The organism is Paraburkholderia franconis (assembly GCF_009362735.1).
In the GTDB taxonomy this organism is placed as follows: Bacteria; Pseudomonadota; Gammaproteobacteria; order Burkholderiales; family Burkholderiaceae; genus Paraburkholderia; species Paraburkholderia franconis.
In genome coordinates this window covers 1-17318 of the sequence record NZ_WHNP01000042.1, presented here as the reverse complement: position 1 = coordinate 17318, position 17318 = coordinate 1, and the positions used below count along the sequence as shown (strand labels likewise).

Annotated in this window: 13 protein-coding genes and 1 pseudogene; 3 read left to right on the top strand and 11 right to left on the bottom strand. The window is 62.9% G+C overall.

Annotated features, from left to right (window positions below; all coding sequences use genetic code 11):
- The first annotated feature begins 4 nt into the window (after positions 1–4).
- A complete protein-coding gene (locus GCT13_RS31895; protein WP_152764975.1) occupies positions 5–946 on the top strand; it encodes an electron transfer flavoprotein subunit alpha/FixB family protein in 942 nt (313 codons plus the stop codon).
- 982 nt (positions 947–1928) lie between these two features.
- Here the strand turns inward: GCT13_RS31895 and GCT13_RS31890 are convergent.
- From GCT13_RS31890 to GCT13_RS31860, 8 genes are all read right to left on the bottom strand, one after another.
- Positions 1929–3104, bottom strand: coding sequence for a porin (locus tag GCT13_RS31890; RefSeq protein ID WP_152764973.1), 1176 nt, complete (start codon positions 3102–3104; stop codon positions 1929–1931).
- Positions 3105–3325: 221 nt separating this feature from the next.
- A complete protein-coding gene (locus tag GCT13_RS31885; RefSeq protein WP_152764971.1) occupies positions 3326–4561 on the bottom strand; it encodes a dienelactone hydrolase family protein in 1236 nt (411 codons plus the stop codon).
- A gap of 13 nt (positions 4562–4574) precedes the next feature.
- Positions 4575–5288, bottom strand: coding sequence for an SDR family NAD(P)-dependent oxidoreductase (locus GCT13_RS31880; protein WP_152764970.1), 714 nt, complete (start codon positions 5286–5288; stop codon positions 4575–4577).
- 10 nt (positions 5289–5298) lie between these two features.
- The gene (locus GCT13_RS31875; protein WP_152764968.1) at positions 5299–6423 is read right to left on the bottom strand and encodes a cupin domain-containing protein; all 1125 of its coding nucleotides are present in this window, start codon (positions 6421–6423) and stop codon (positions 5299–5301) included.
- A complete protein-coding gene (locus tag GCT13_RS48615) occupies positions 6389–6562 on the bottom strand; it encodes a hypothetical protein (RefSeq protein ID WP_193727802.1) in 174 nt (57 codons plus the stop codon). Before GCT13_RS48615 ends, GCT13_RS31875 begins: the two co-directional genes overlap by 35 nt.
- Positions 6547–7680 (bottom strand): aminotransferase class V-fold PLP-dependent enzyme, encoded by a 1134-nt coding sequence (locus GCT13_RS31870; RefSeq protein WP_152764966.1) that lies wholly within the window; start codon positions 7678–7680, stop codon positions 6547–6549. Before GCT13_RS31870 ends, GCT13_RS48615 begins: the two co-directional genes overlap by 16 nt.
- A gap of 3 nt (positions 7681–7683) precedes the next feature.
- Entirely contained in the window at positions 7684–8976 is a 1293-nt protein-coding gene (locus GCT13_RS31865; RefSeq protein WP_152764964.1) for an MFS transporter, read from the bottom strand.
- Positions 8977–9037: 61 nt separating this feature from the next.
- Complete coding sequence (locus tag GCT13_RS31860; protein WP_152764961.1) at positions 9038–10426, bottom strand: M20 family metallopeptidase; 1389 nt, start codon at positions 10424–10426, stop codon at positions 9038–9040.
- A 121-nt stretch (positions 10427–10547) separates the two neighbouring features.
- Here GCT13_RS31860 and GCT13_RS49670 point away from each other — a divergent pair.
- Positions 10548–10682 (top strand): annotated as a pseudogene (locus GCT13_RS49670) (helix-turn-helix domain-containing protein); the annotation flags it as partial.
- Between the two features lie 107 nt (positions 10683–10789).
- Positions 10790–11482, top strand: coding sequence for a LysR substrate-binding domain-containing protein (locus GCT13_RS31855; protein ID WP_321574756.1), 693 nt, complete (start codon positions 10790–10792; stop codon positions 11480–11482).
- 504 nt (positions 11483–11986) lie between these two features.
- Here GCT13_RS31855 and GCT13_RS31850 read toward each other — a convergent pair.
- The 3 genes from GCT13_RS31850 to GCT13_RS31840 all read right to left on the bottom strand — a co-directional run bounded on the left by GCT13_RS31850 (position 11987) and on the right by GCT13_RS31840 (position 17289).
- Positions 11987–12142, bottom strand: coding sequence for a hypothetical protein (locus tag GCT13_RS31850; protein WP_407670889.1), 156 nt, complete (start codon positions 12140–12142; stop codon positions 11987–11989).
- Positions 12129–15581, bottom strand: a complete 3453-nt coding sequence (locus tag GCT13_RS31845; protein WP_152764959.1) for an adenylate/guanylate cyclase domain-containing protein — start codon at positions 15579–15581, stop codon at positions 12129–12131. The genes GCT13_RS31850 and GCT13_RS31845 overlap by 14 nt, the downstream gene beginning before the upstream one ends.
- 508 nt (positions 15582–16089) lie before the next feature.
- A complete protein-coding gene (locus GCT13_RS31840) occupies positions 16090–17289 on the bottom strand; it encodes a tyrosine-type recombinase/integrase (RefSeq protein WP_321574755.1) in 1200 nt (399 codons plus the stop codon).
- Between the last annotated feature and the right edge of the window lie 29 nt (positions 17290–17318).

Sequence of the window (17318 nt, the reverse complement as noted above, 5' to 3'; positions counted from 1 at the left end):
TGTCATGACGACATTGGTAATTGCGGAACACGGCAACGTCGAACTCAACGCCTCGACGCTTCATACTCTGATGGCAGCACGTCGAATTGGTGAACCGATTCACGTACTCGTCGCGGGTTTCAGATCAGCTGAAGTCGCAGCGGCGGTGGCAAGGCTCGAAGGTGTCGAGAAGGTATGGCACGCCGACGCAGAACATCTGAAAGACGGGTTGGCCGAGGCCATCGAACCCAACGTAGTCGCTCTCGGCAATCAGTATTCGCATCTTGTTTTTCCGGCGACTGCCTATGGCAAGAACATCGCTCCGCGCGTCGCTGCAAAACTGGCGGTCGGACAGATCTCGGACATTACCGCAGTGATAAGCGCAGACACGTTCGAGCGCCCTGTCTATGCGGGCAACGCCATCGCAACGGTACAGTCGCTGGACCCGGTGAAGGTTCTGACGGTCCGTCTGTCAGCCTTCGATGCGAGCGCCGCAGAAGCGGCAGGAGCGGCACCCGTCGAAGCCCTTGCGGCCGTGCCCGACAGAGGGATTTCGACGCTCGTCAGCCGCGAACTGACTAAACTCGAGCGCCCGGAACTGACGGCTGCAAGGGTCATCGTGTCGGGTGGCCGCGGACTGGGATCGAGCGACCAGTACAAGTCCGTGCTGGAACCTCTTGCCGACAGACTCCAGGCTGCGCTCGGGGCTTCGCGTGCAGCCGTCGACGCTGGCTACGTGCCCAACGACTATCAGGTTGGACAGACCGGAAAAATCGTCGCTCCCGACGTCTACATTGCTGTGGGCATCTCTGGCGCCATCCAGCACCTTGCTGGCATGAAGGATTCGAAAACCATCATCGCGATCAACAAGGACGCGGAAGCGCCGATTTTCTCGGTTGCGGACATCGGCCTCGTCGGCGACCTCTTTGAGGCCGTGCCCGAACTGGTGGAAAAACTCGATGCGTGACCCGTTGCCATGTGCATCGCAATCGAATTGCACTGTCACAAGATCCGGGAGAAGACATGGACGAGACTCGACAGAGTCTACGTCGCGGCGAAGCCGCGGCAGGTATCCGAACAGCAGGTTTCGCGTCGTATGCGATGCGATGAGCGAACCGCTGTTTTATGAGGCCTCTGACCTGGCTGAACGCAGTGGGACGCTCGGGGATGGACATGGCCAGCTTTCGCTGGCTGCGCGGCCAACAACCTGGCACCGAAGTACGTCTTCGAGTCATGGCTGTCGACGACAAGGGCGATTGCCTTGCTGGTCTACCTCGTCATCGCGCTTAGCCAGTTGCGCCTGCGGAGCCAGTTGCTTTCTTCGCCGAAACTCAGGGTTCGTATGTAGCTGTGCCTGTTCCTTGGACTGTTCGTCGTGTTCCTGATTGTGGGCGCGCTTGTGGTCTTGGTGTGTGGAGACGCGCATCGCCAGGAAGTCGTTGCGACATTGGGCTTTAGCGCTGTGCGGGAATGCATTTGCTATTTCCAGCAAAGGCGTGCGCGGAAGCCCCGCGTTTAACGAGGGCGGGGCAGTACGGTAACGCGTTGCCCGGCCTTGGCGGCTACCTTCCTCGGCCCGCGAGGCGTTCCGATACAGCACCGTACCTCCGGGCTGAACAACGCACTGCCCATACCCACACTATGGCGGAGTCTGACTTCTTCCGCCCGTCCTCCTGGACTACGGCTCCTTATCTTCCCGATGCGGCCCCAGTTCACAGTGCAACTGGCCAGATCAGAAATCCGGTTGTTCTCGCGCAAAGAGCGTGCGTGCCAGGGTTTTTGACCACGCCGTGTCGTCAGGACGCTCGCGCTTGCGCGCCGCTCCATGTGGCCTTCCGCGTTCTGAACCGCCTCGGTCCCCGGATTTACACAACTATCGTGGCTCAACGGCTTGCCCAGGACGCTCCTCTACCGACGCTCCGCAGATCGCGTCGCGGCGGTCTGCGGACTCAGAACTTGTGTCGAATCCCTATCTGAACGAAAGTCTGCCGGTTGGTCGATGATGCCGTCAGCGCATTGAGTGTCGCTCGCGCCGCGTGGCCTGTGGAGTCTGTGCCGCTTGCGAATTGCGTGCTGCTGATTACATACACGTCCGTGCGCTTCGAGAGGTAATAGTCGAGCGACAGCGAAATCGTGTTGTATTCCGAGCTGCCGATCGGTCCCGCTCCCGAGCCGTGCGTGTAGCTATAGACGAATTCGCTCGCCAGAGCCGGTGTCCAGAAATAGGTGAGGTTGAATTCGCCAGTATTGAACTTCGCGGTGCCCGTCAGTTTGAGGGGATTGGAGCCGGACGATGCATCGCCGAGATCCTTGAATTGCACGTTGCTGTAGACGAGACCCAACGTAGCCGGGCCGAGGATATAGTTGCCGGCGACCGCGACGGCCTGATACGTATGCGCTGAAGCGTATCCGCTGTAGACCGGGCTTGCCGTCATATTGTTGACGTTCGTACCCGCAACGTTCGTGGGCGTTGCCGTAAAGAACGATTGATTCGGGTTTCTCACGTCCATGAAGGCCGCGCCCGCCGAGAAGCTGCCATATTCGTAGCCTGCACCGACCGACCAGATCTGATTGCGCGCGAAATCGCCTGCCTGCCCGCCGAAGCCGTACACGCCGCCCACGGTGAAGCCGCCAAGGCTCGGGCTCGTGTACTTCACCGAGTTGTTTACGCGCTTGCTATTGTTGAGGTTGTCGAGATCGCCGGGATGCGCAGTGGTGCCGCCGCCATAGTTCGCCGAATTCATGCGGGATTCGACGAAAGTCACGAGCGAATCGTACTGACGTCCCAGTGTCAACGTGCCATACGTCTTGCTCGACAGCCCCATGTACGCCTGGCGCCCGAACAACAAGCCGCCCTGCAAGGCGGAGCCTTTGCCGAGATCGAAGCCGTTCTCGAGCTGAAAGATCGCCGACAGGCCGCCGCCCAGGTCCTCGACACCCTTGAAGCCCCAGCGTGAGCCCTGCATGATGCCACTCGCGCCGCCGAACACGCGTCCGCCTCCGGCGTTGCTCTGGTAGTTCACGCCGTAGTCGATGAGTCCGTACAGCGTGACGGAACTGGTATTCGCTTGCGCAACGCCGCAGGCAGCGAAAATGGCGACAGCCGATATTGTCTTGATCTTCATTGGCATGACGAAGTAATGGATTTGTTGAGAACCTATCGGTGATGGAGTGTATGCAGCGTCGACTCTTCATGCCACATTACCCACACGAAAAAATTCTTGTATTCGCAATCTATCAAGCTGGGTTTGCGAGAATCGCAAGGCTTCTTTCCTGTCTGCGAATAGAAAAAGCGCGATGCCGAATCCGGGCATCGCGCTTCCTCAAAACGACTCCAAACGTCAGTTCAGATCGGCTTGCCCTCGCTCGACGCCCAGTTCCGCATCAGCCTATTGGTGGGCAGCGTTTCGTCGATCATCTTCCTGGCCGTCTGAATGCCCGCGACGGGCAATCCGCTCGGATCGAGCACGCCGATCTGCACGAGCACGGAAGCCTGATCCCAGTAGATGTGCTCGTTATAGAGCTTGTCGCCGCGAAAGCACACGACGGCAAGCATCGGTACCTCGAAGTACTTACCCGTCGGCGCGACGCTAGGCAGCAGCCAGTCAATCTCCCGATCGTGCGTTGCGCAGAATACGAATTCGTCGACGATGCGGTCCGCGCCGATGGTGCGCGATATCGGAATGAGCTTTGTGTCCTCGGGATTCGAATTGACAAAGTGATAGCGATAGAAGCGCTTCAACTCGTCATGTCCGACGCCGCCCGTCATCGTCGGGACGTGATTGACGTACGGCTCGCCGACCATCGTCGGCATGACGGCGTCGACGTCGCGCGTCGCGAATTCGTAGTAGCAGTGGCGCTCCCACAAGTTGTTCAGATCATGAATCGGACCGAGCACGCTTCGCAAGAGCGCGATGGTGCGCGAATAGGCCATCGTCGCGGCGGGCTTGTCATAGTGAGCGCGCTCCGGCGTGGCGAAGGCGTGATCGCAGCCGGGGTACACATGCGCTTTCGTTTGCGGGTTGTCAGCGAAAGCGGCGAGCAGTCGTTCGCGTGTATCTTGCGGACAGAAGGCATCTTCACCCGCGAAGTGAAAGAGCATCGGGCAGCGGATCGACGGCACTTCGTCGATGTACGCGTCGAGCCCCACGCCGTAGTAGCTCACCGCGCAATCGAGATCCAGTCGAGCGGCCGCCAGCATCGCGAGCTTTCCGCCGAGGCAATAGCCGATCGTACCGACCTTGCCCGCCTGCATCGGCAGTGCGTGCAAAGTTTTGAGCGTCGAGCCGATGTCTTGCACCGCGAGATCGATATCGAGCCTCTCGTTATAACCGAGCGCCTGATGAAAATCCATCTCGCCGTAGCCGAGTTCGACGCCTGGTTTCATGCGCCAGAACAGGTCCGGTACGAGCACCACATAGCCTTCTTCGGCGAAGCGGTCCGCCATCGCGCGCATGTACCCGTTGATGCCGAAAATCTCCTGCAATAGCACAAGGCCTGGCCCCGAGCCGTGCGCGGGCGCTGCCTGGTACGCGCGAAAGTGCTTGCCGTCGTGACTGTCGATGTCGATGTAAGAGCCCATGTCGTTATCCGTCTCAGGGTGTTGAGAGAAGTTGCGCGTGCGTGGCGGCACGATCCAGCGCGAGACCTTGCGCGAGTCCGTGCGCCATCGCGCCGATATAGGCCTCGCCTGCCATGCCTGCCAAGGCATCGAGCGCCGCATCGGCGGTATCGGCGGGATCGAGCTTCGGGCCTTCGAAATCGCGGCTCATGTCAGTGTCGATCGCACCGGGCAGCGCCGCCAACACACGCACGCCGTGCGGCCCGAGCTCCGCACGCAGCGATTCGGTGAGTCGCAACGCCGCCGCCTTCGATGCGCATAGCGAGCCCATCGCGGGAAGGCTCACGCGCGCGAGGATCGACAGCACGTTGATCATTGCACCGCGCCTGTCGATGAGCATCGGCGCGAACGCGCGTGCCATGCGCAGCGTGCCGAAGAAGTTGACGTCCATTTCGGCGCGTGCATCATCGATGTTCAGCGGCGCGAGAAACGACGAGTGACGGTTCACGCCCGCATTGTTGATGAGCAACGTGGTATCCGCGGCGAGGCGCGCGGCATGAGTCACGCACTCGTCGTCGGTGATGTCGAGCGTGACGGGAACCACGCGGGCGTCGTCGATATCGACATGACGGGCGCGCGATGCGGCATAGACCTTGCCCGCGCCGCGCGCGAGCAAGCGCGCGACAAACTGCGCGCCGAGCCCGCGATTCGCGCCCGAAACGAAGGCGACAGTGTTGTGATCGATCATGAGCGGCGGGTCATGAGAGTGAGAAATCGGCCGGCAAGGTCACTTCGAGCAGTTCCAGATCCGCGCTGCAATGCTTGAACGCGTAAGGAAGCATGCCCGGGATCGCGATGCTGTCGTCCGCACAGAGACGCCATTGCTCATCGCCGTGCACGACGTCGAGACTGCCCGCGAGCACGAAGAAGAAGCAGAACTCTGTATCGTGCATGCGCAAGGCTTCCTGTCCCTCGCCCTGCGGGCGAACCACGCGCACGCCCGCGAGTCCCTTCGTCGCCGCGCCGATGCCTGTGTCCGTCACGACGAAACCCGGTGATTTCCACGCTTCCCACACCGCATGCTTTGCGACATGCCGTACGAAGCGCTGACCATTGAATTCATGGTCTGGATCATAGACAGGCGAGGGCAGCGCCATGTCGTGATCGGCCATCGTGATGTGTTCGGCGGGGCTGCCGAGTTCGATCACCTCCGCACCCGCCGAACATTCCAGCACGCGATGACGGATCTCGGGCGGTTGAAGCACGCAATCGCCCGCTTCGAGCATGAATGGATCGCCTTGCCCTTCGTAGACGAGACGCACCCAGCCCTTGCGGCAGAAGATGGTCTGAAAGCGGATCTTGTGGAAGTGCACGTAATCGGGCACGGGTCCGGCATCGAGAATGCGGATGTGCGAGGCGATGAACGCGCCGCCATGTCGTTCGGGCAGGAGATCGCGATAGCGCATGCCCGCGCGTCCGACGCTCCAGTGTGCATCGTGGTTTGCCCGGGCGAGCACGAGTTGCTGGCGCGTCGGCGGCAGCACCATCGGTGGATTGGCATGAACGAGACGAATGGTGACGCCATTCGGCGCGATCAGATCCCGCGTTTCGCCGGGCACTTGCGAAGGGTCGTCGCAGAGGACGTCCAGCGTCTTGATGCCGTCGCGTATATCGAGGCCGAGTCGCAGTTTGAAACCGTCGCGAGAAAGGATCGCGGTGCGCGGGCCGTCTGCGGGGAAGATCGCGTCGAGCCGGAAGCCCAGGCGCGTGATGAAGAACTGCATCGTAGCGGCAAGATCGGTGCAGGGCATGGATACGAGAATGCCTCGCACGCCGTCGATCGCTGCGTCAGTCGGTGCGGAAGTACTGGAAGAAGTGTTCATGGGAAGTCATATCGATGATGAAAGGGAAGCGGTGACGCGTCGTCTTCGCGCATACCGGCGGCCCTGTCAGCACGCAGGCGATTCCCATGCGCCGCGGCGCGCGCGAGAAGTTATCGCCCGCGATCATCGCGGCAGACATCGCGCGAGCCTGTCGAGTCCCGCGCGGGTCGTGCAGATGCCCGGCGACAAGCGCAGCGTGCGACTGCGCGAATCGACGAAGAGGCCCGCGTCCTTCAGTTGCACGACGATCTTCGCGGCATCGAGATGAGCGGGGACTTCGGCCATGATGCTCGCGCCGCGTTCGTCATCGGCGCGCGGGGAGAGCAGGCGATAACCTTTGTCGTCGACGAGTGCGATCAGTTCGTGGCACAGCGCGAGATTGTGCGCCCGCGCGCTGCCTGCAGGCTGCGCGCGCATCCATGACATTCCCGGCTGCGACGCGACGAAAGGCAGCACCGAAGGCGTGCCTGTATCGAAGCGGCGCGCGTCGGATGCATAGGTGAAGGCGTCGATGTTCCAGTTGAACGGATCTTCCTGGCTGAACCAGCCGCGCACGGCAGGGGTCGTGCCCGCTTCGAGCGCATGCGGCGCGATATAGCCCAGGCCGGTCCCCGGCGCGCCGCACAGCCATTTGAGCGTCGACCCGCAGACGAAGTCGAAGGGCGTGTCGTTCAGATCGAACGGCAGGATGCCGATGTCCTGCGTGACATCGAGCGCCGCGAGGCTGCCGCGCCGGCGCGCCTGCTCGCACATCGCGGCAAGAGTCACGCGCTTCGATGTCAGCGACGATATCCATGTCACGAGCGCCAGCGCGACATCGCCGGTCCATGCGTCGATGAAGTCTTCGTCGCGCACATAGCTTTCCCCCTGGCGTACGGGCACGGTACGCAGCGTGAAGCCGCGTCGCTGTGCAAGGCCCGACAGCAGGAAATGGAGGCTCGGGAAGCAATCCGCCGCGACGAGCACGGTGCGATTGCGCAGCACGTCGTCAGCGAGGCCGTCGAGATAGCGGGCAAAGGCATCGGTGACGTTTTGCGCGCCAAACACGTTCGCGTCTTGCGTACCGATCAGCGCGGCCCAGTCGGAAAGCAGCTGCGCGCGTGCGGCAAGCGCGGCGTCCCAGCGCGTGTCGTCTGGCGCGCACCACGTTGCGGCAAAATTCGCGAGCGCTGCCGTCATCGCTTCGCGATGGCCCGGATACACGCCGACCGAGTGATACATCAGCCAGCCGCTGAAATCGTTGGTGAGATGGTTCATGGCTCAGATGTGCTTGACGAGCTTGTTGTGATAGACCACGACGCATGCGAGGCTCAACACAGCGCACGCCATCAGGTAGAACGCGGGTGACAGCGGATTGTGCGTCGCGCCGATCATCGCGGTCACGAGCCAAGGCGTGAATCCGCCGAACACCATGACGCCGATGTTGTAGCTGAATCCCAGACCCGTGCTGCGCACGCTGGTCGGGAAGAGCGACGAGAGCACGGCAGCGAGCGGACCGAAGTAGATGGCCTTCAACGCGCCGGCCAGCACCATGATCGCCATCAACACGGAGAACGACGGGCTCGACAGCAGCCACGCAAAGCACGGATAGATCGTAACGAGCGTAACCACGGCCGAGATCACCATCATGCGGCTGCGTCCGTAGCGATCCGCGAGATGGCCCATGAGCGGCGTGAAGATCATCAGGATTGCGCCCGTCACAACCGTCGCGGCGAAGCCCGTCGATGCCGGCAAGTGCAATTGCTTCACTGCATAGGTCGGCATGTAGAGGATCATCAGATAGCTCGCGGCCGTCGACACGGCCATGATGCCCGCGGCCAGCAGGATGCGGCCCTTACTGTGCGCGAGCAGTTCGCGCACGGGGGCGTTGCGCTTTGCGCGGGTAGCGGCATCCGGCAGTGTGTCGTCGATATGCTTGCGGATATAAAGACCCACGGGCGCGACCAGCAAGCCGAAGATGAAAGGCGCGCGCCATCCCCACGATTCGATCTGCTCGGGCGACAGTTGTGTGCTGAGCGCGAGCCCCGTGCACGACGCGAGAACGGTGCTCATGCCCTGGCTCGAGAACTGCCAGCTCGCGAGGAATGCCTTGCGCTTGCTCTTCTGCTCGATCATCAGTGCGGTGCCGCTGCCGAACTCGCCGCCCGTCGAGAAGGAGATGAGAATGCGTGCTGTCATCAGGCCGACAGGCGCGGCAAGGCCGATTTGTGCATACGTCGGAATGACCGCGCAGATGAGCGTGCCGATTGTCGTCAATGCAAGCGACACGAGCAGCGCCGCCTTGCGTCCGCGACGGTCCGCATAACGTCCGAGCAACAACGCACCGAGCGGCCGGAACACATAGGAGAGACCGAAGGTGCCGAACGTCATCAGCAGGGAGACGGTCTCGTCGTGCGCGGGAAAAAACAGCTTCGACAGTGTGACGGCGAAGAAGCCGTATGCCGCGAAGTCGAACCATTCGAGTGCGTTGCCGATACTCGTCGCGACAATCAGACGCCGCATTGGCCTGGCGTCGGGGCGGGGTACGCCTTCATCGATGACGGTCGAATCCATGGTGTGTGTTCCGTGCAAGAGGTCGGAAGGAGAGCTAAAACGGCTCCACTGCGGTACGGCGTCAACTGCTGTGCGGCGCACCGGGCTCGCCCAGATCCCAGAAGACGCCCGTCATCAACTCCAGTGCTTCACGCATGACGGGAGCGAGCACGTGCTCGTCGGGCGCGTGCTGACGACAGCCGGGATACGAGTGTGGAATCCAGATGGTCGGCAGGCCGAGCGTGTCCGCAAAGCATTCGTTCGGGATCGTGCCGCCGAGATTGGGCAGCAGCGTCACGGGCTTGCCCGTTGTCGATTCGATCGAGCGCTCCGTGAAGGCGACCCAGCGGTTGTTCGGATCGAGCCTCGTTGCGGCGCCCGACGCTTCGATCGTCACTTCGATACCGTCGAAACCTTCGCGGGTGAGATGCGCTTCGATCAGTTCTTTCGCGCGATGCCAGTCGGTGCCGACGACGAAGCGCAACTGGCAGACCGCTTCCGCCGCGCGTGGAATCGCGCTGACGGGATTGGCGATGTTGCCCGACTGCATCGCGAGCACTTCAAGCGTGTTCCAGGCGAATACACGTTCGGCGGGTGTCAGCCCCGGTTCGCCCCAGTTCGGTGACAAGGGAGGATCGCCTTCGTCCGTGCCGATTTCCAGATGCGCGACGCGTTCGCGCACTTGCGGCGGAATCGCCGGCGGCAGGAGCCCGTTGATACGGATGCGCCCGTGACCGTCGACGAGGCTCGCAAGCGCATTCGCGAGCACCGTCGCCGGATTGGCGAGCACGCCGCCCCAGTTGCCCGAATGGCGCGCGCCGAACGCATTGACCAGCGCGAGGCGGAAATGCAGCGCACCGCGTGAGCCGAGGAACACCGTGGGCGAGGGCGCGCGTTGTCGCGGGCCGTCGGAGGCGATCAGCAAGTCGGCGCGCAGGCGTTCGCGCAACATCGAGCACATGACGTCGAGCCCCGGCGAGCCGACTTCCTCGCCCATCTCAAAGATGATCTTCGCATTGAAGCCGAGCTCGCCGCGTTCCGCGAAGACTGTCGCGAGCGAGGCGAGATTGATCGAGTGCTGGGCTTTGTTATCCGCGATGCCGCGGCCGTACCAACGCTCGCCTTCGACTTTCACTTGCCACGGCGAGCGTGCGTTCGTCCAGTTGCACGCGTCGCCACCGATCACATCGCCGTGGCCGTATAGCAGCACCGTCGGCAGGCTCGGTGACTCGATGCGCTCGCCGACCAGAAACGGAGGCATTCCCGAGATAGGGTTTTCCACTATCTCGCATGCAAAGCCGAGCGATACGAGCTGGCTTTCGATCTCCTCTGAAAGATATCGGCGCAGCAGTGGCGCGGCGTCGGCTCGCTGGCTTTCGGTTGCGAACGCGACACGGCGGCTCAGTGTGTCGAAGAAGGCGCCGCTGTCGAAATGCGAGCGGACCTGGGCGATTGCGCTTTGTCGGGACATATCGGTTGCGTTTGTTCGATCGATTGTGTCCAGCGTACCTGGATCGAAGTGTTTTGGTATTCGCAATCAAACAAGGTACATTTGCGTGGAAATCAAACCTCGCTCGTCGCCTGAGTGGAAGATGCGCAAACTGCTCGAGCCCTCTCTCTATTATTTTTCGGTCGTCGCGCAGGCGGGCTCGCTGTCGTCCGCAACGGAAAAGCTCGGTCTTACCGTGTCGGCGTTGAGCCGCCATATCGCAAAGCTGGAAGGCGATATCGGTGTGCCGCTCTTCGAGCGTCACGCGCGCGGGATGGTGTTGTCCCATGCGGGTCGGTTGCTGTTGCGACACGCGCAACCGACGCGCAGGCGGTCTTTGATGAAATCCAGGGCGAGGAGCGCAGGCGCGCACGAACGATTACGATCGCGTGCACCGAAGGGTTTGCATTCGACTTTCTGCCCGTATCGCTCAGTACCCTTTGCAGCGAGCATCCCGATATCGCCATTGAACTGGAGGTGGTGTCGTCCGAAAGGGCGAGCCAACTATTGCTGTCGGGGCAAGCGTCTATCGCGCTCGCATTCAGCTTCAAGCCCGAGCCGGGTGTCGTCGTGCAGTTCACGCAGAAAGCGCCAGTCATGGCGTTGATGCATGTCGATCATCCGCTCGCAAGTAAGCAACAAATTTCGCTCAGGGATCTCACTGGGTATCCCGTCGTGCTACAGGACAAGGGCACGACCAACCGGCAGTTGTTTGATATTGCGTGCAATGTCGAAGGCATCGAGATCGTGCCAATGATGACCAGCCGCTATGTCGCCGCGCTCTATCGTTTCGCTCAGGCTGTACCCGAGGCGATCATGCCCTCGGGGTACGTGTCGGTCGCGAAGCGGCTGGGCGTCGACGGCCTCACTGCGATTCCGTTTGATAATCCGCTGTTGACGCAGCGTCGGCTTCAGGTGATGACACTAGCCGGGCGACAACTGGACGAACTGGCGCAGAGCTGCCTGAACTGGATTGTTGCGGATCTGGAGGAAACGTCCCGCGGTTCGTTGGTTGACGTTCACTCACTGCGGAGCTGAGAGCAGCTACGTTCGCTAAATTTTACATAAACCAAATTTAGCGATGTCGCGACATAATAATTAGGCATGCATATCAATTGTCGATCGGCTTGGAAAGGCGATATTGGCGGCAACCTGATCACAATTGGCATGGCGGCAGGCACGCGGTTCTGACACACGAGGCTGTCAAGGCGCGGCTCGGTCGATGGCAGGCATCGATCAGTTCGGGTCGAGGTCAACGGACGCAGGCCTTCGCTGCAAGCGACTTCTTCTGAGGCGCGCGGCAGCTGTGCAGAGGCACGTGTAGCATGTCGAGGCGCGATGCGCGAATTAAACAGTTCCGCCCATCTTGTCTGCAACTAACCGTCAGTGACGTTATCAGCCGTAGCCGGCTTCGCCAGCAATCCGTCAGCAGCGAGGGAGGCGAACCACGAGGCGCGTGCGACGTGACCACGATGCCCGCCGGCACGGCGCACGGTTATTTCAGGGTGTCGGAGGGCGGCGCGGCGGGCGCAATCGCATCCGTCACCAGTCAATGCGATGCTTTTCTCCCGTCTCGCGGTGCCGGCGGTCGTCGTCGACGTGCGGGTAGAGGCTCGTCGTGGTCTGCGACGCGTGACCGAGTTTGTCGCGCACGACGTTGCGCAGATCGACGCCGCCATCGGCCTTAAATCGGGGCAAGTGCACCAAGCAATGCCTTGGCCTCTCGCAGGTCAGCGGTGTCGAAGCCCTCCGTAAACCAGCCGTAGACCTCGGACAGCGCTTGCCGGGCGTCTGCAATTTTGCCCTTGCGCTGCCACAGCTGGGCCAGACCTGACGCCGCGCGCAATTCCAGCGATCTCGCGCCCTGATGGCGCGCCACCGCCATTGCCTTGCGAAAACAGGTTTCCGCTTCGTCGCTGCACGCGGACAGGCAACCATCCTTGTCCATTGCACCGAGCAGTATGCTGCCCTGGAGCCGATACAACTCCGCCTCGTAGTAGCGCTCCCCGGTTTTGTCCACGAACGCCATCGCCTCCTCAAGCATGCCGAGGGCAGTTTCGCTGTTGCCCCCGCACCGATAGCTGTCGGCCAGGAGGGCCAGAAAGTACGATCGATGGTCCTCGGAACCGGCAGCCCGGGCGGCGGCCAGGCCTTCGCGCATCTGGGCGATTCCCGCCTGGAGGCTTTCCAGTTCGGTCAGGGCCCAGCCCCGAAAATAGGTTCCCCACGCGACCCACAATGGCAGCCCCTCCTCGGACGAGAGCGTGAGGAGAGCATCGGCGTGCTCGAGGACCCGCGATGACTCCCGCCGGAGCTGATGCAACTCGGCCGCGTAAGCCAGAGCGTTCGCCAGGGTTGGACCAAAGGCAAGCTTTTGTGCGAGGGCAAGTGCCTCGAGGTTTCGCTTGTACGCCTGATCGGGGTAACCCTGAAGCCACAAGGTCAGAACCAGGATGTTCAACGCCCAGATGCCGGGATCCAGCGCATGAGCAATGGCATGTGCCTGATGCTGCTCAGGGTCGTAGAGGGCAAGCGCCTGTTCCGCGTGCGTGCGGGCGGCTTCGAGCTCCCCCTGGAGGAGGAGGCACATACCGAGTGCGTCATGTGCGTAACCGAGCAAGGCCGGATCCTGGGCACGCTGCGCCGTTTGGAGCATCCGTTCGGCCAGTTCGCGCGCAGTGGCATACTCGGCGCGCGACACATAGTGGATTCTCAGTCCAAGTTGCACCGCGAAAAGCTGTGACGTCTCGCCGATCTGCTCGCACAACGCCAGCGCGCGGGTATAGGTCGCCGCCACTTCCGGCGCGCCATAGCCTCTCACGTCCATCAAGGCCGGACCCAGCGAAAGCAGAAGTGTCAGTTCCCACTGCATGCGTGCAGGGGTGTCCGGCAGACGCTTGAGCAACTCGAGCGCGACGCCGAGGTGGTGCATCGCGTCCAGGTGGGCCGCATGTCGAAGGGCCTGTTGCGCGGCACGATGCAGATACTCGACGGCTTTCGGGATATTGCCGCTCAGGCCGTAGTGATGCGCCAGTTCGCTGCAGTAATCCGCGATGCGGGTTGGGAAGAGCGCCTCGATCGCCTGCGCGGTGCGCTCATGCAGTGCGCTACGGCGCTCCGTGAGCAGCGAATGGCCGGCGACTTCCTGGGTCAGCGCGTGCTTGAACGAATACTCGACCTCCGGAAACGCGGGCCGTTCGAAAATGAACTCCGCGGCTTCCAGGTGGGCAAGAAGCTGGCGCAGATCGTCATCCGTGTGCGCAACGTGGGCAGCGCAGATGCGCTGGATCAGGCTGAACGGGAATTCCTTGCCGATGACGGCGAGCGTCTGCAGCAACTCCTTCTCCGCGACAGGGAGCCGGTCGATACGGGCGGCGAGCACGCCCTGAACGGTAGTGGGAATATGCAGCGACGCCGGGGTCTGCTCGATCCGGTAACGGCCAGGATCGCCAAGCAGCGATTTTTCCTCGGCCAGCGTCTGGACCACTTCCTCCATGAAGAACGGGTTACCCTCCGTCTTTTCCAGGATGAGCTGCCTGAGGGGCACGAGAGAGAGGTCGTCCCCGAGCAGCGCCGTGAGCAGTCCCTGGGCTTCGGCCGGGCCCAGCGGTTCGAGTCGCAACGAGCTGCAGTGATCCGCGTGCTGCCAGCCGGGCTGATACTCGGGCCGGTAGTTCAGGAGGAGCAGGATCCGGGTGCCTGGCACGTGTTCGATCAGGTATGCGAGGAAGGCTTCCGTCTCGCGGTCCAGCCATTGCAGGTCCTCGAAGAGCAATTCGATCGGCTGATCGCGGCTCTCGCGCGTCAGCAGTTGCGTGATCGCGTCGAAGGTGCGGTCCCGCCGGATCCGGGAATCCATCTCTGCCAGCGCCGAACCGGCTTCGCCAACACCCAGCAGATGGAGCAGGTAAGGCACGAGATCCCCGAAGCTGCGCTCGAGCGTCAGCACCTTGCCCATGACCCTTTCCCGGCAACGTCGCTCGTCGTCCTGGGCGGTGATCTGGCAATAGTTCTTCAACAGCTCGATGAGCGGCAAATTGGCAAAAGCCTTGCCGTGTGATACCGAAAACGTCTCCAGCACCAGACAGCCGCGCCGGGAGCGCTCCTTGAATTCATGGAACAGCCGCGATTTCCCGACTCCGGCCTCGCCGACCACTGCAACCACCTGCCCGTGGCCCGTCCTGACCTCATCCAGCGCCCGGTTCAGGTGCTCCAGTTCGGCCTCGCGGCCTACGAACCTTGCGAGACCACGGTGCGCCGCCAGTTGCAGCCGCGTGCGCAGCGCGCCAAGACCCAGCACCTCATACACCGGGAGTGGTTCGGGAATGCCTTTGACCTGGGTGGCCCCCAGGGCCCTGAACTCGAAATAACCTTCGGCCAGCTTGTGGGTCGCCTCGCTCACGAGGATTGACGAGGGCGTGGCGATCCCTTCCATCCTGGACGCAATGTGAATCGTGTGTCCGACCGGATCGTAGTCGGTGTGCAAGTCGTCCGTGCGGATCGAGCGCACCACGACCTCCCCGGTGTGGACGCCAACGCGGATCTGCAGCGGAATGGCTTTCTCCAGGCGAATGCGATCGCCGTGGCTGCGCATCGCCTGCTGCATGCGCAGCGCCGCGAAGAGCGCGCGCTGCGGATGGTCTTCGTGCGCGATGGGCGCGCCGAACAGGGCGAGGATGCCGTCGCCCAGCAATTTGGCCACGTAGCCCTCGTAGTAGTGCACGGCTTCCATCATCAGCGCGATGACAGGCTCGATCAGTCGATGGGCCTCTTCCGGGTCCAGGTCGTGGATCAACGCGGTGGAACCGGCCATGTCGGCGAATAGCGCCGTAACGGTCTTGCGTTCACCGGCCGTCTCGCCTCTCGCTTCCATGGCCGCCTGCTCGGCGAGGATGCGCTGGGCAAGGTGGTGTGGCGTGTAATGAACCGGCGCTGGGGATGGTCCTGGAACAGGCCGCGGACGCGGAGTAGACGCGGCAGGCGCCTCGGTCAGGGGACAGCCACACTCATTGCAGAATCTGGCGGAAGGCGTCGCTTCGTGCCCACAGCGAGGACATGCGCGCGGCAGAATTGCTCCACACACTTCGCAGAATTTGGCTCCGGCGAGGTTGTCGTATCCGCAGTTTGCGCAGTGCATAACAGCATTTCCCTTGCTACGGGGCCGTTTGAACATTATGCGCCCTACCCCGAGGGAAGTTCTTCGGTGTACAGGAGCCGTTGGCGGTTAGATGGGGATTTGGTGGCCGCGAGACGTCTCGCACGGTCGATCGCGTGTCACGGAGAGGGACGTCCGAAGGACTTTGGAGTTGGCTGTTGAGGGCCGAAGTGCGACAACTGCGGGGGGAATCCAGCGGGCTACCGTGCGGTGAAAGCCCGATCCATCTGGCAAGCCCTTTGACCTCATCTCTCTGCCTTGGCAACCGTCGCGATTGAGGCACGGTGCAGGTTGTCGCGCACCGTCGTCAGCTCTTCCCGCGGGCAGTGCATCCCCTTTTAAGGACTGGGTGGCCGAAAATGCCCGTTGCGACGTCCGCCTCAACACGTGCCGTGTCCAGGTGGCGGCGGATCGGCGATCGGCCCGGGCGCCGAGCGTGGACGGCAGGCAAGACATCGGCGTCGCAAATAGATCCGATGGCGCGGCCGGTCTATCTGTCAGGCGGATCGCGGTCGTCGGGCGTCCCACGTTCCGTCGCCCGCGCCCAGTTCATCCGGTGACGCTCGACCGTTGCGGCGTGACGGGCGTCGTCTTCCGCGTGGAGGTAGAGGCTAGTCGTGTTCAGCGATGCGTGGCCGAGATTGTCGCGCACGGTGCGCAGGTCGACGCCGCCGTCGGCCTGGTGGGAGCCCGCCGTGTGCCGCAGCCAGTGCGCCGACGCGCGTCCGAGTTCACCGGCGCGATCGGCGAAGGCCGGCCCGCGCGACCGGAGCCAGGCCGCAGCGTCCGCAAAGATCGCCTTGATCGCATCGTGCACCGCGGACCGGGACAGCGCGCGGGGCGGCCCCCGGAACGGCAGCAGCAGCGGCAGCTCGTCGGCGCGCGCGGGCAGCGCGGGGAGGCCGTGCGCGAGCCGGTAGCGGCGCAGCTCCTGCAACAGCTCACCGGACACGGGCACGGTACGCAGCTTGCCGCCCTTGCCGAGCGTCTGCAGCCACCACTGTTCCTGGCCATCGGCGCGGATCCGCCGGAAGAAGTCGCCCATCCGGCCGCCGGCCACCTCGGAAATGCGCAGCCCCTGCAGGTAGAAGAGGGTCATCAGCCACCGGCTGCGCGCAGCCCAGGCGCGCTGCGTCTCCGTCGCCTGCGGCAGTTGCGCGACGAACGCCTTGACGTCGTCCCACAGCGAGACGGACAGATAGCGCGTGACACGCGGCGCCGGCCGCGTCGTGCGCTGGCGCAGCAGCGCCAGCGGGTTGCCGCGCAGATAACCCGCGTCGACCAGCCAGATGAACATCGTGTTCAGGATGACCAGTGCCTGCCGCTGGCTGTGCGGCGCCAGCGGACCATTGAACGGCCGCCAGCGCGCGTCGCGCCGCGGATATTTACCGCGGCCGGTCGAGACCCAGCGGGACGCGGGCTGCGGATCGGCGAGGAAGGCGCGAAACGCGAGCAGGTCCTCGTGCGTGAGCGACGACAGCGGCTTGCCCAGTTGCACGACCGCCCACAGCAGCAGCCGTTCGGCTTCCTTGCGGTAGCTGTCGAAGGTCGTTTTCGTGATCGCGTAGTTGGCCAGCCACGCGCGCACCGCGTCGAGGTCGTGGCGGGCGGCCAGCTGGCAGTGCGCGACGCCGGCGCGGTTGCTGCCGGCGCGGCCATCGAGGGTGGCCGGCAACACCAGCGTCTCCACGGGCGCAACAGCAGGAGGGGCAGGGAGGG

What these genes read in the sequence shown, in the direction of transcription:
- GCT13_RS31870 (WP_152764966.1), bottom strand. Translation starts at nt 7,680, where the DNA reads ATGAACCATCTCACCAACGATTTCAGCGGCTGGCTGATGTATCACTCG.
- GCT13_RS31865 (WP_152764964.1), bottom strand. Translation starts at nt 8,976, where the DNA reads ATGGATTCGACCGTCATCGATGAAGGCGTACCCCGCCCCGACGCCAGG.
- GCT13_RS31875 (WP_152764968.1), bottom strand. Translation starts at nt 6,423, where the DNA reads ATGAACACTTCTTCCAGTACTTCCGCACCGACTGACGCAGCGATCGAC.
- GCT13_RS31895 (WP_152764975.1), top strand. Translation starts at nt 5, where the DNA reads ATGACGACATTGGTAATTGCGGAACACGGCAACGTCGAACTCAACGCC.
- GCT13_RS31845 (WP_152764959.1), bottom strand. Translation starts at nt 15,581, where the DNA reads ATGCACTGCGCAAACTGCGGATACGACAACCTCGCCGGAGCCAAATTC.
- GCT13_RS48615 (WP_193727802.1), bottom strand. Translation starts at nt 6,562, where the DNA reads ATGTCTGCCGCGATGATCGCGGGCGATAACTTCTCGCGCGCGCCGCGG.
- GCT13_RS31890 (WP_152764973.1), bottom strand. Translation starts at nt 3,104, where the DNA reads ATGAAGATCAAGACAATATCGGCTGTCGCCATTTTCGCTGCCTGCGGC.
- GCT13_RS31885 (WP_152764971.1), bottom strand. Translation starts at nt 4,561, where the DNA reads ATGGGCTCTTACATCGACATCGACAGTCACGACGGCAAGCACTTTCGC.
- GCT13_RS31860 (WP_152764961.1), bottom strand. Translation starts at nt 10,426, where the DNA reads ATGTCCCGACAAAGCGCAATCGCCCAGGTCCGCTCGCATTTCGACAGC.
- GCT13_RS31880 (WP_152764970.1), bottom strand. Translation starts at nt 5,288, where the DNA reads ATGATCGATCACAACACTGTCGCCTTCGTTTCGGGCGCGAATCGCGGG.